Annotated in this window: 14 protein-coding genes; all 14 read left to right on the top strand. The window is 36.3% G+C overall.

The genetic code is table 11. The features are described from left to right. Positions 1-29 precede the first annotated feature (29 nt). The 14 genes from NSS71_RS20110 (at position 30) to NSS71_RS20045 (ending at position 13980) form a co-directional block, all read left to right on the top strand. Positions 30-236: a hypothetical protein gene (locus NSS71_RS20110; protein ID WP_047945033.1), complete on the top strand. Its 207-nt coding sequence runs from the start codon at positions 30-32 to the stop codon at positions 234-236. Between the two features lie 324 nt (positions 237-560). Next, entirely contained in the window at positions 561-1817 is a 1257-nt protein-coding gene (locus NSS71_RS20105) for a YeeE/YedE family protein (protein WP_321198368.1), read from the top strand. Between the two features lie 656 nt (positions 1818-2473). Beyond that, positions 2474-4570: a 5'-nucleotidase C-terminal domain-containing protein gene (locus NSS71_RS20100; RefSeq protein ID WP_047942878.1), complete on the top strand. Its 2097-nt coding sequence runs from the start codon at positions 2474-2476 to the stop codon at positions 4568-4570. A gap of 355 nt (positions 4571-4925) precedes the next feature. Then, positions 4926-5450: a YceI family protein gene (locus tag NSS71_RS20095; protein WP_047942877.1), complete on the top strand. Its 525-nt coding sequence runs from the start codon at positions 4926-4928 to the stop codon at positions 5448-5450. An 839-nt stretch (positions 5451-6289) separates the two neighbouring features. Continuing rightward, positions 6290-6844 (top strand): YwhD family protein, encoded by a 555-nt coding sequence (locus tag NSS71_RS20090; RefSeq protein ID WP_047942876.1) that lies wholly within the window; start codon positions 6290-6292, stop codon positions 6842-6844. Positions 6845-6860: 16 nt separating this feature from the next. Beyond that, complete coding sequence (locus NSS71_RS20085) at positions 6861-7925, top strand: LLM class flavin-dependent oxidoreductase (RefSeq protein WP_061800068.1); 1065 nt, start codon at positions 6861-6863, stop codon at positions 7923-7925. 4 nt (positions 7926-7929) lie between these two features. Next, positions 7930-8496 carry an NADPH-dependent FMN reductase gene (locus NSS71_RS20080; protein WP_095320145.1) on the top strand — a complete coding sequence of 189 codons (567 nt, stop codon included), beginning with the start codon at positions 7930-7932 and terminating at the stop codon, positions 8494-8496. Positions 8497-8568: 72 nt separating this feature from the next. Then, entirely contained in the window at positions 8569-8877 is a 309-nt protein-coding gene (locus NSS71_RS20075; protein WP_341151979.1) for a hypothetical protein, read from the top strand. A 610-nt stretch (positions 8878-9487) separates the two neighbouring features. Then, a complete protein-coding gene (locus NSS71_RS20070; protein WP_061800039.1) occupies positions 9488-10726 on the top strand; it encodes an MFS transporter in 1239 nt (412 codons plus the stop codon). Positions 10727-10928: 202 nt separating this feature from the next. After that, complete coding sequence (locus tag NSS71_RS20065) at positions 10929-11552, top strand: lysozyme family protein (RefSeq protein WP_053215709.1); 624 nt, start codon at positions 10929-10931, stop codon at positions 11550-11552. 15 nt (positions 11553-11567) lie between these two features. After that, positions 11568-12488: a cysteine synthase A gene (gene cysK, locus NSS71_RS20060; RefSeq protein ID WP_095258666.1), complete on the top strand. Its 921-nt coding sequence runs from the start codon at positions 11568-11570 to the stop codon at positions 12486-12488. A 220-nt stretch (positions 12489-12708) separates the two neighbouring features. Then, the gene (locus NSS71_RS20055; protein ID WP_341151978.1) at positions 12709-13317 is read left to right on the top strand and encodes a transglutaminase-like domain-containing protein; all 609 of its coding nucleotides are present in this window, start codon (positions 12709-12711) and stop codon (positions 13315-13317) included. A gap of 12 nt (positions 13318-13329) precedes the next feature. Next, a complete protein-coding gene (locus NSS71_RS20050) occupies positions 13330-13551 on the top strand; it encodes a DUF6980 family protein (protein WP_445668945.1) in 222 nt (73 codons plus the stop codon). Between the two features lie 150 nt (positions 13552-13701). Continuing rightward, entirely contained in the window at positions 13702-13980 is a 279-nt protein-coding gene (locus tag NSS71_RS20045) for a hypothetical protein (protein ID WP_047942866.1), read from the top strand. Positions 13981-13987 lie beyond the last annotated feature (7 nt).

Genomic DNA, 13987 nt, shown 5'->3' with positions numbered 1-13987 from the left:
TGCCAATTATATGGAAATGAGGGAAAGTAATGGAAGTGTTTTTAATAAGCTTTTTTTCAGCTGCCATTATATTTATTACCGTTTTTTATATAATAAAGGCATTAGTTGTCGCTTTTAAGAGTGATGAAATATCACTGCGAAAGTTTGTTATTTTTTCAAGTTTTTCCATTGGAATAAGTGTAAGCATTGTGTCCATATTACCCTTTGGCTATCAAAAGATATTTGATTATATTTAAAAGACAAAGTATTTTTTTTATAGAAGTGAAAGCGAGAGGACTCTGTGGGATGGCGAGAAAAACAGGCAGAGATTTAGCGCAAATCCTACGGAGTGAATCCCTCTATAGGGGAAAAGAACATCTTATTCAAAGAGAGTAGTAAAACAAAAATAAACGTCTATTTCTAAAAATTAGGGTGTATTTACAGTCGGAATGTTATTTTTTTAATTAACAAAGTTTAATATAGCTTTTTAAAAGGGAAATTTTATATTGACATAAATTGAAAATACCATTAAGATGATAAAAGTAATTCCGACTATATTAATAGGGAAAGGGTGTTTTGGAGTGACAACTTCAGTAAATGTTCAATCGGCTCAAAAGATAAAGAGTCAAAAAGAACAACCAATAGGATTAAAGGCTCCACAGATGCCTTTAATTATTGGTGGACTCATTGTAGCAGCGATTCTACTAGTCTATTTATTAATGACACAAAAAAGTATGCAGCCGATATTATTAGTTTTAGGTCTCTTACTAGGATATACATTATTTCATGCTCGTTTTGGTTTTACATCCGCATTTCGCAGACTTGCGTCAGTAGGAAATGGGCAGGCGTTACGCGCTCATATGCTGATGTTAGCAGTGGCGGTAACGCTATTTGCTCCAATTTTAGCATACGGCGTTTCCTTTTTTGGAACAGGAGCTACTGGCTATGTATCACCGGTTGGTGTTAGTCTTGTCGTTGGTGCCTTTATGTTTGGGATTGGCATGCAGCTAGGGGGCGGATGTGCTTCTGGTACCTTGTATGCAGTAGGCGGCGGACGTTCTGTTGCATTTGTAACATTACTATTCTTCATTATCGGATCCACAATTGGTGCAGCTCATCTGTCGTTTTGGACAGAAGACTTACCATCTTTTGCACCAATTTCATTAGCGACATCAACTGGTCTTGGCTATGGTGGAGCTTGGATTGTATCCATTATTCTATTTGGTGTAATTGCATGGATTACATTAGTTGTGGAAAGAAAAAGAAAAGCGCCAAAAATGGCTCCTCTTCCAACAACAACTGGCTGGAAACGTATTTTCCGCGGTTCATGGCCATTATTCGCAGCAGCGATCGTGTTAGCTGTACTTAATGCTTTAACCTTAATGACACGCGGTACACCATGGGGAATCACCTCTGCCTTTGCTTTATGGGGTTCAAAAGTGGCACAATTTTTTGGTATGGATGTAGCAAGCTGGGGATTCTGGCAAGGGGCAAATGCTCAAGCTTTAGAAGCTTCTATTTTTGCAGATTCTACAACGATTCTAAACTTCGGTGTTATCCTTGGGGCCTTTTTGGCATCAGCAGCTGGCGGTCTCTTTAAATTTTCAAAAGTGACGCTTGGAAATGTGCTTGCTTCCATCATTGGCGGCTTACTAATGGGCTATGGCTCACGTCTAGCATTTGGATGTAACGTAGGTGCTTACTTTGGCGGGATTGCATCATTCAGTGTTCACGGTTATGTGTGGGGAATATTAGCATTAGCTGGGACATTTATTGCCTTGTATCTTCGTCCATTATTTGGACTTTCTGTACCAAAGTCAAAAGATACATTTTGTTAAGAGAAAAAGCAGGTATCATTTAGATGATGCCTGTTTTTTTTTTGTAAAAAACTTAACTTTTCAAAAAAACATCTAAATAGAAGATAATAATCTATCGAAATTTGAGCAAGTCTTTCTCCTTTATGTTCAAGTCTCACTTATTTCGGGAAGGTGCGAATACTTTAGTATATAAGAGGATATCTTTTTTAAGACCTAAAGTTGGCAGGAAAAGTATTTAATATATTGAATGTTCGCCTTTTTGGGTATTTTTTTCGTCTGTTTTCTTAAAAAAATGAAAAAAATGTAGAAAATACAAACAATCTTTTCTATACTAGTTGTAAAGATAGGATTCCTGATAAAAGCTTCTACCGTTTCATTAATCGCGAAGAGGAAATTTACTTTTTTCCTGAATATGGAAGATGAGATTTTAACAGGTACTAGTAATATAGAAAAAGGTTGGGAGGTGCAATTGTCCTGTTATAGGCATTTAATGACGGGATGTAAGTTGAGAACCTATCTCAAGAAAGTATTTAATTTATGAATAAGTAGATAAGCTAGATTAACAGAGATTTACAACCGTTTCATCATAGGTTAATAGAGAATTTCTACAATAAGGGAGAAAAGTTGATTTTTATTTGCTTTAAGTCAACGAAACTAATTAGGGGGTAATTGCTTAAATGAACAGGAAGAGGCATTTTGCATTTCTTTTTAGCATCATAACAACATTAGCACTATTAGTATCTGTTATTTCACCAGCTAGTACATACGCGGAAGAGAGTAATAATCATTTTAAGTTAACGATTATGCACATGAATGATACGCATGCTCGTGCCGATTTACTGCCAAATATGATCACTGCTATTAAAGAAGTGCGGGCAGAAGATCCTAATGCATTAGTATTTAATGCAGGAGATGTTTTTTCCGGCACACTCTATTTCAATGAATATCGTGGAAAAGCAGACCTAGCTCTATTAAACATGATGAATTTGGATGGGATGATCTTTGGTAATCACGAATTTGATTTAGGTTCTAATGAGAATGGTCATAAATCATTGGCAGAGTTTGTTAAGGGTGCAAAGTTTCCATTCCTTGCAGCTAATGTTGATTTTTCTGGCGATGATTTTATGAAAGATCTGCAAAAGAATGAATTCTCTGCATCACCAGAAGACGGAAAAATTTTCAATGGTATAGTGAAAGAAATTAACGGAGAAAAGGTTGGTATTTTCGGGTTGACAACAGAAGATACAGCAAACATCTCTAGTCCGGTAAATGTAAAATTTTTAGATTATATTAAAAAGGCAGAAAATGCAGTTAAGACTTTTGAAGATATGGGGATTAACAAAATTATTGCGGTGACTCATATTGGCTATGATAGTAACCCTGATTTCGGAAATGACTTACAATTAGCCAAGTATGTAGATGGAATTGATGTAATTGTTGGTGGACATTCACATACTCAATTAGATGAGCCAACCGTTATTAAAACAGATGAGAATGGTGTGGAGAAAGATCCAACTCTTATCGTTCAAGCATACCAATATGCACAATATTTGGGAAAACTAGCGGTTGAGTTTGATGAGAATGGTGTTGTTTCTGGGCATGAAGGACAGCTAATAAATGCTTCACAAAAAGAAGCAGATCCAGAAGCTGCTGCTATATTAGCTCCATATAAAGATAAAATAACACAGCTTTCTACTCAGGAATCAGGAGCAATTGCACTAAAGGCATTAGCAAACCCTCGTCTAGGTGAAGGAAGTACGGTAAGTGTACGTGCTAATGAAACAGAGTTAGGTAATCTTGTTACAGATGCCATGTTAGCAAAAGCAAAAGAGAAATATCCAAAAACAGTAATTGCCTTTCAAAATGGCGGTGGAATTCGAGCAGCAATTAATGAAGGTCCAATTACTATCGGAGAAATCATTGCAGTTCTTCCATTCGGAAACGATCCAGTGGTGTTAGAATTAACTGGTGCAGAAATCAAGCAAATTCTTGAGCAGAGTGTTAGTCAAGCTCCAGCGGAAAATGGAGGTTTCCTTCATATAGCTGGTATGAAGTATAGTTATGATAGCACTAAAGATTCAGGTTCCAGAGTTGTTTCTATGTATGTAAATATAAATGGGGAATTTCAAGAAATTCAACCAGACCAAAGATACCTTGTGACGACAAATAACTTTACTGCTAAAGGCGGTGATGGGTATCCAGTATTTGCTAATGCTTATGCAGAAGGTCGGGTACAGGACATTGGGGAAGTTGACTGGGAACAATTATGCTCTTATATGGTAGACGATTTACGTGGAGAGGTAAATCCTGTTCTTGAAGGCCGAATTGTCGATTTACGTGGAGCTGAGCCAGAAACCCCAGGAGACGAAGAAGAAATCCCAGGAGATAACGAAGAAACTCCTGGAGATAATGAAGAAACGCCAGGAGATAACGAAGAAACTCCTGGAGATAATGAAGAAACGCCAAGAGACAACGAAGAAACTCCTGGAGATAATGAAGAAACGCCAGGAGACAACGAAGAAACGCCAGGGGATAATGGAGAAACCCCGGGAGATAACGGAGAAACGCCAGGGGATAATGGAGAAACCCCGGGAGATAACGGAGAAACTCCAGGAGATAAAGGTGCAACACCAGGAACAAACAACAATGCAGATGGAAATGCTCTTCCAAATACAGCTACAAACATGTATACAATGATTGTAGCTGGGGCAATATTATTAGCTGCCGGAATTGGATTCCTGGTATTTAGAAAAGTTAAATATTCAAAGATTTAATAAAATTAATAGTTGAAAAGACCCTTTCGCAGTTGCGGAAGGGTTTTTTTTTGAGGAGAATTTTTAAAATAGATGATTGAATTATATTTAATGAAATTATGTCTATATTTTGGAATTAGTTTAATTTAACTCCTCTTTCAAAAATTCCGAAAAAAATTTCACAAAAGTGTAGACAAAACAAATAGATGTGTGTAAAATTATCTTTAATTAGAGATAATTTATTTCAAAGTATTTTTGATAGGAATATCTCTAATAAGTTTGCCTTAATATTCAATAAGATTGAGGGAAACTAATTTTTTTAATAAATATCTTGAATTCAAAGTAAATAATAAGAGGAAAATGGAGGAATTTTAAAATGGCAAAATGGACAGTAGATCAATCACATTCTAGTGTAGGATTTGAAGTAAAGCATATGATGGTTTCAAAAGTGAAGGGACAATTCGATTCTTACTCAGCAGACGTAGAAGCTGCAGATTTAGCAGATTTAACAACAGCTAGCATTGCATTTAAATTTGACGTAGCAAGCATTAACACACATAGTGAAGATCGCGATAATCACTTGAAATCAGCAGATTTCTTCGACACAGAAAAATACCCAACAATTGATTTTAAATCAACATCGATTACAAAAGATGGTGATGACTATAAAGTAACAGGTGATTTAACTATTAAGGGTGTTACAAAGCCAGTAACATTTGACGTAGAATACGGTGGAAAAGGCACAAACCCATGGGGCGTAGAAGTTTACGGTTTCGAAGGAGAAGCAAAAATTAACCGTGAAGACTTTGGACTTACTTGGAACGCGGTATTAGAATCAGGCGGCGTACTAGTAGGAAAAGATATCAAAATCAAAGTAGAATTAGAAGTAAACCCAGCATAAGGAAACAGAGGGAGGACGGTTCTTATGTATCCAATTGGATGCATTAGAACTGTCCTCTTTAGATAAAAAAGAAATGCACTTCTGTTTGGGAAGAAACTTACTTCTTTCTATATAAAGAGAATAATGGGCCTGCTGACATGGAGAGGATGAAAGCAAGAACCTGGTCATCAAGAGGAAAAATGGTGTTGATGAAGAGGATGAAAGCCAAAAAGCTGTCATCAAGAGGGAAAAGTGGTGTTCAGGGAGAGGCTGAAAGCCAAAAGTTCGTCAGGAAGAGGAAAAAGTGGTGTTCATGGAGAGGATGAAAGCCAAAAGTTCGTCAGGAAGAGGGAAAAATGGTGTTCATGAAGAGGATGAAAGCCGAAAAACCGTCATCCAGAGGAAAAAGTGGTATTCATGAAGAGGATGAAAGCCAAAAGTTCGTCAGGAAGAGGAAAAAGTGGTGTTCATGGAGAGGATGAAAGCCGAAAAACCGTCAGCAAGAGGGAAAAGTGGTGTTCATGGAGAGGATGAAAGCCAAAAGTTCGTCAGCAAGAGGGAAAATTGGTGTTCATAAACACCTGAATTCAAAAATTCACCGACCACTGTATTCCATCCAAACTTCATACATAGCCACACTCTAAAGATGGCAAGCTATAAATTAAATGAGCATACAAAAATCCTTATTTATAGTAACAACAAACAGAATAATTGCCATAAAACGCCATTCCCCTTAATATAGCAATCAAGACAAGTCATTTTGAAGCGGTAAGTTAGTTTTCCGAAAATACCTTATCTAGTTGGTCTAAATAAGAAAAAAGCATAAGGGACTTGTATAAAAAGGAGGAACAAACTCAAATATGGACAATAAAAAGGAAGGTTCATCCAAAAAAAATGCACAATTTAATATTTTGCGAAATGATCCGACAAAAGGTGATGGCGGCTATGGTGTAGGATCTATCTCCTTAGAGAATGTAACGCCAATCATTATTGATCGAGAAAGCCAGGAAGTATTTATTGATATAGGTGCTATGCATGGCAGGAGTAAAGTGGAACAAAAAGTATTTTTTAAGAATGTGACAAAAGAAGAAGTACTAGATTTGGATCCGCATAAATATTGGGTTATTTGGATTGCGTTGGACAGAAACGAAGAGGGTGCTTATTATTCTGGTGCTGGTGCTTGCGAAATCTTGGTAGCAAAGAAAATGAAAGAAGGAAGTAGAAAACGTTTTGGCTACAAGGCGATGCCAGAGCATGTAAATAGCCTTGATAAAGCTATCAAACGAAGATTTGCGTTAGACAATATGGATTACGATTCCAAGCAGTCGTTAAAAAAGTTCCTTGTTGATTTTAACAATGATTATTGGGAGAGATCGCCTGAGGAATTAAAGAATAGTTTAAATAATGCTGAATAGAAGAAAGGTGAAGAAATTGAAAAAATACGGATTAGATCCAAGCAAAGGATTAGAGTTTGGAATCTATACATTAGGGGATCATTTACCAAACCCACTAACAGGGGAACGAATTTCTGCAGAAGAACGTGTACATGAGATTATCGAATACGCAAAATTAGCAGATCAAGCAGGACTTGATTTCTTTAGTGTTGGAGAGAGTCATCAAGAATATTTTGTTACACAAGCGCATTCAGTTGTGTTATCAGCTATTGCACAAGCTACGAAAAATATTAAAATAGCTAGTTCTTCTACTATTATAAGTACATCAGATCCGGTCAGGGTATATGAGGATTTTGCAACAATTGATTTAATTTCTAAAGGCCGTGCTGAAATTATTGCTGGGCGTGCTTCAAGAGTCGGTTTATTTGAATTGTTAGGTTACGATCTTCGTAATTATGAAGAATTGTTTGAAGAGAAATTTGAATTATTAATGAAAATTAATGAAGAGGAAGTAGTGAACTGGAATGGAGAATTCCGTGCCCCGTTAAGAAATGCCAGAGTGTTACCACGACCTAAAAAAAGTTTTATTCCGATTTGGCGTGCTGTTGGAGGGACACCAGCAAGTGCAATCAGAGCTGGAATGGCAGGAGCTCCAATGTTTATGGCACATTTAGGCGGTCCAGCATCTGTATTCAAACGAACAGTAGATGCTTATCGTGAAGCAGCTCGGAACAGCGGATTTGATCCAGTCGAATTACCAGTGGCTACAGCAGGCTTCTTCTATGCAGCAGAATCATCTCAGCAAGCTTTAAAAGATATGTACCCACATATTAATGAAGGCATGAAAAAAACAAATGGTGCTGGCTTCCCAAAACAGCATTTTGCTCAAGGGGTAGATCCGCATAACATTATGAATATCGGAAGTCCACAGCAAATCATAGAAAAAATTCTTTATCAACATGAAATGTTTAATCATCAACGCTATATTGCCCAAATTGATTTTGGTGGTATGCCATTTAAAAATGTTATGAAAAATGTGGAGATCATTGGGACGGAAATTTTGCCGGCTATTAGAAAATACACAAAAAAATCGGAGGCATAAGATTATGAAAATTGTTGGATTATCCGGATCAAAGGTCGGATCTAAAACGAGAACAGCGATGGATTACACAATGAAAGCTATTGCGGATAATTATCCCGATATTGAGATAACGTTACTCGATTTGGCGGATTATGATATCCAATTTAGTGATGGGAGAAACTATTTAGAATATGAAGGGGACACAGGGCTTGTCACCAAGACATTGATGGAAGCAGATGCGATTATTATAGGTACACCAGTTTTCCAAGCATCTATACCTGCTACGTTGAAAAACATTTTTGATTTATTGCCGCAAAATGCGTTTCGCGATAAAGTAGTTAGTATAATTGTAACGGCAGGTTCTTCTAAACATTATTTAATTGCAGAACAGCAGTTAAAACCGATTTTGGCTTATATGAAAGCGCAGATTGTTCAAACATATGTATTTATTGAGGAAAAAGATTTTCAGCGCAAAGAAATTACAGATGATGATGTGTTATTCCGCATTGAGCGATTAGTGGAAGATACAATAGTATTAACAGAGACATATACGGAAATACGAGCGAAAAAGGAAGCCCAATACGATTTTTAATAAGTGAAAATGTTTGTGAGATATTTTTTATATATTTTAGTCTAATTAGTATTTATAATTGAGGAAGAAGAAATGAAGGAATTAGAAGGAATCGTTGTCATTCAACGAGATATCGGTTCAGATGTATTAGTTATTAATAATATCCCTGTATCGCAGTATTATAGAGGCTACAATGGGAAAGAAATCATTCTTACTATTGTTTGTGCAAAGGGGAAAACTTATACATATGAAGGAACAGCTGATATTTTTTACTTTGAAGGCAAGCAGAATTACTACAGAGGAACGAAATATGTAGATGATTTTTTTATCGATGATATCGATATTAGAGAGTTATTAGAGCAGCATGAAAATGAATCTGTCAAAATAATCATTTCTAGTTGAAATCTAAAAAAGCTAGTACTTTTCGGCTGAAGAGTACTAGCTTTTCTGTTATTAAGAAGGAAAATTCTTTTGATAAGAAAAAGAAAAGTTTGGCTGAAAAGTGTGCAGGTTTGGCTGATAAAAAGGAAGTTTGGCTGATTCCCACCCAAGTTTGGCTGATAAAATGAGAGTTTGGCTGATTCCCGCCCAAGTTTGGCTGATAAAAGAAAAATTCAGCTGAAAAGAAACCGAATTTGGCTGATAAAAGAAAATCTTTTCTCAAAAAGCAGACATGATTGGCTAATTTAATCAGCAATCATAAATAAAGAAATAAAAAAATTTATTTTGTAAGCAAATTGTAGCAAAGGCGATGCATATGCTATGATTAATTGGAATATAAATGAAGCGGAGGTTTTCCTTGTGACAGCATCAATGAGACTAAGATTCCCACATTTCATCGTTAACTAAATACGTTTGGATAGTCTTCTTTTGAGAAGAAGTGGGATTGGTCTGTCTGTTTATTGGAAACCTAATAATGGTTAATAAAGAGGGGAGATACCAAGTCTTCGCTCTTTTTTCTGCTCTAATAGATAGACTTATTCACATAAAAATTAGAATGTGAGGTTTATAAATGAGTACAGTTAATAATAAAGAAAATTGGTATCGGAATATTGTATTATTTCTTAGCAGCCAGACGATATCTTTGTTTGGATCATCACTTGTGCAATATGCTATTATGTGGCATATAACGTTAACCACTGAATCCGGTTTAATGATGACATTATATATCCTTTGTGGATTTCTTCCCACGTTTCTTTTGTCGCCAGTGGCTGGAGTATGGGCCGATCGCTATAACCGGAAACTCTTGATTATGATATCTGATGGATTAATTGCATTTGCGACATTAATATTGGCGCTGCTCTTTTTAATGGGATATGATTCCATTTGGCTGCTCTTTGTGATGGCAGCAGTTCGAGCGTTTGGAACAGGTGTTCAAACGCCATCTGTTGGGGCGATTTTGCCACAAATAGTGCCAAAAGATAAGCTGACAAAAGTGAATGGTGTTAATGGGAGTATTCAGGCAGTAATTATGTTTGTATCTCCGATGGTTAGTGCTGCTTTATTGACGATGGCATCCATCGAAGCGATTTTTTTCATTGATGTTATAACGGCAGCTATTGCTATTTTTACCTTGCTTGCCTTTTTAAAGATTCCTGCACATCAAAAGGCATCGCTAGAACAATCGACAAGTTATTTTAGTGATTTTAAAGAAGGACTGAAGTATGTCCATAATCATGCCTTTTTGAAAAAATTCTTTATTTATTTTTCCATCTTTTTTGTGCTGATGGCACCAGCAGCATTCTTAACTCCTTTGCAGGTTACTCGCAGCTTTGGAGATGATGTCTGGCGGCTAACAGCCATTGAAATAGCTTTTTCCATTGGAATGATGGTAGGCGGAGGAGTCATTGCCGCATGGGGTGGATTTGAGAATAAAGTGAAAACAATGACCCTAGCAAGCATTATTATGGGAGTTTGCACTTTTGCACTCGGGATGATTCCATTCTTTTGGATCTATTTAGTATTTATGGCGCTATTCGGAGTGGCAATGCCCATTTTTAATACACCAACCACCGTCTTATTGCAGGAAAAAATAGAAGAAGGATTTTTAGGAAGAGTTTTCGGTGTCATGGGGATGATTTCTACCTCTATGATGCCAATTGGCATGTTAATATTTGGACCGCTTGCCGATTTTATTAAAGTCGAATGGTTATTATTAGGAACAGGAATTTTTATTATGATCCTGTCGATTTTCTTAGGAAAAGACAAAGCATTAATCGAAGCTGGAAAACCTTCTATTGAAAGAGTTTGATTCAACTGTTAGGCTTAGTGAGCGCATAGTATGTTTGCGCAGCTAAGTCTTTTTTTCTTTTAAAAGCTGGGAGAATTTAAAAGTTCTCTTACGAGGAATGAAATTCGACACTGTTTCTTGTATAATGGATAAATGTATCGGGAAATGCAACGTTCAAAAACGAAACGCTTAATTGATATTTAAGCGTCAACGAGGGATAGGGATGAAAAGAAGAAGGAAAACTACAACAAATACAATTATTGTCTTAATATTAGTTATATATTTTGGCTATTTATTTGCTTCTACTACAATTAAGCAAAATAAAGAACAAAGATTGTTGAAATATTTACCAGAAATCGCCACTCAACTGGAAAAAAATGAATTAAATGCAGAAGAGCTGGCACCTGTTTTACTTGCTATCATGGATCAAGAAAGTCGCGGAAAAGGAAATGATCCCATGCAGTCCTCTGAATCAGCAGGGCTGAAAAGAAATGCAATTGAAGATCCATCCGAGAGCATTAAGCAAGGAGTATTTCATTTTGCAGAAGTGTACAAGTATGGGCAAAAGCAAGGAGTAGATATAGAAGCAATCATCCAAAGCTATAATATGGGACCTGGTTATATTGATTTCATTGTCAGCAATAATCAAGTCGAACATAGTGAAGAATCAGCCAAAACATACTCAGAATATATGGTCGAACGGTCACCAGACATTTATACATGTAATAATGACAAATTAAATTTTAGATATCCCTATTGCTATGGAGACTTTACCTATGCAGATAAAGTGACATCCAAGGTAGAGGAGATGAGTAATATAATTGAAAAATATGCTCGGAAATTATAGGAGGAATAAAGAAAAATGAAGCTTTACCATTCTGTACTTGAATTAATTGGCAATACACCGACTGTACGATTGAATAAAATACCTAATACTACTGGAGCAGAGGTTTTTATCAAATTAGAATCTTTTAATCCAGGGGGAAGTGTGAAAGATCGTGCGGCTTTAAATATGATTGAGCGTGCCGAAAAAGAGGGAAAGCTTATCCCGGGAAGAAGCACCATTATTGAACCGACCTCAGGTAATACAGGGATAGGAATTGCCATGGTTGCTGCCGTAAAGGGATACCGTTGTATCATTACAATGCCAGATAATGCAACAAAAGAACGTGTCCAAATATTAAAGGCATATGGAGCAGAGGTATATTTAACCCCAGGTAACAGACGAATGCAAGGGGCAATTGATGAAGCCAATCGTTTAGCTATAGATATTGCTGACAGCTTTATTCCCATGCAATTTGAAAATGCAGCAAATGCTGATGCCCATCGAGGTACTACTGCTGTTGAAATTTTTGAAGCGTTTGAAGGAAAGCTAGATGCACTTGTTTTGACAGCTGGCACAGGTGGAACAGTTACTGGTGTTGGAGAAGAATTAAAGAAAATGATTCCAGACATAAAAATATATGTAGTAGAGCCATTTGGTTCTCCAGTATTATCAGGAGGTAAACCAGGCCCTCATAAAATTCCAGGAACAGGCCCAGGATTTATACCGAAAATCTTGAACAGAGACATTTTTGATGAAGTCTTATTAATAAAAGATCATGATGCAGAAGTCATGGCAAGACGTCTTGCAGCGGAAGAAGGAATCTTTGTAGGGGCATCGGGTGCATCTAGCGCGCATTTTGCTGTGCAAATAGCAAGTGAACTGCCATCAACTGCTAAAGTGTTATGTATCGCACCTGATACAGGAGAACGTTATTTATCTTCAGATTTATTTTCATAAAAGAATGGAAACATTGGAATAAGCTGTTCCTATTGGGGAGAAAATATTCCAACTAATACTTCTTAGCTGACCAGATCATTTGTGATTTGGTCTTTTCTTTTTCTCCAATTGGCATAATAATGTTGCGATTTTATAGTACATCTTTAACTCTGTTTTAAATCAAGTGTATAATAATACGTATATGTAAATTTTTATACATAGATTAAAGGAGATGGAGTTAATGAAATTGATTTGTGAGTCCGGCCAATTAACAGATTACTTATCTGAACAAAAGGAAGTTGATTATTCTAATCCAATCATTAAAGAGAAAAGAGAGGACCTATTTAATTCAGCTCAAACAGAAATTGAAAAAACCAAAGCAGCCTTTGAATTTGTCCGTGATGAAATAGGTCACTCCTGGGATATTCAAGGGAAACGTGTGACTTGTAAGGCATCTGATGTTTTGAAGTACAAAGAAGGAATTTGTTATGCAAAAGCAAATCTATTAGCAGCTTTATTACGTTCTCAGCATATTCCAACAGGCTTCTGTTATCAGCGATTGATGTTGTTTGACTCTCCAGAAAAAGGATATTGTCTACATGCTTTAAATGCCGTTTATTTAAAATCTCTAAATAAATGGATACGATTAGATGCTCGTGGAAACAAAGCTGGCATTGATGCACAATTTTCCTTAGAGGAAGAAAAGTTAGATTTTACAATTAACGAAAAAATGGATGAAAAGGACTATCCCGTTATTTATGTTTATCCAAATCCCAAAACAATAAATGTGCTAAAGGGCCATAATGATGCATTAGAAATGTACAAACATCATTTGCCTGATAGCATTTAGTACAGGTGTTTAATGATTTGCAAGGAGATAAGAAAGAGGAATATGGATTGCTGTGGGGAGATGGGGTATCATGCAACATTCAAGTGTGATATTCATGAAAATCCCTATGACTGTCCAGATAAATTAATTTTATTCGATGAAAAGGATCATGACTACGGATTGATTATACATGATGGAGGTACTTCAAGTATTGAAATTGAATTTTGTCCGTGGTGTGGGTCAAAATTAGCATAGTTTGTGCAGAATTACCGGAGCACAGAATACGTATTGGCCAAATATCGGTTGGAAGAATGAGAATTAGGACAGCTAAAAATTGCATAAGGTGAAACTTTTTATTCCATATAAGCGTACCATTTATTAACAAATTATTAGGGAGGTAAAGCATTGGGAATTTTACTCGACTTATTAAATCTTGCAGTTTATATACCTTTTCTAAAGGTTGATGAAGAAGAGGTATGCAGAAATGTAAAACATCTAAAAAAACATCAATGGTTCCGAAATTACCTTAATGATGAAGAGTGTAGAGGGCTAATTATTCACGATAAGGATGTCCGACAATGTATTGGGAAATTCAATAGTAGTAAACTCTATAAGCATTCTTATCAAAAAAAGTGTCAAGAAAAATTACATAAAGTTCTCCTGCAAAATGGAAATTTTGCCTAAAGCAGTT

The sequence above is a fragment of the Niallia sp. FSL W8-0951 genome (assembly GCF_038006525.1).
GTDB classification, from domain to species: Bacteria; Bacillota; Bacilli; order Bacillales; family Cytobacillaceae; genus Niallia; species Niallia circulans.
Note: the sequence above shows the minus strand (reverse complement) of the source record. Positions and strands in the feature narration are given on the sequence as shown.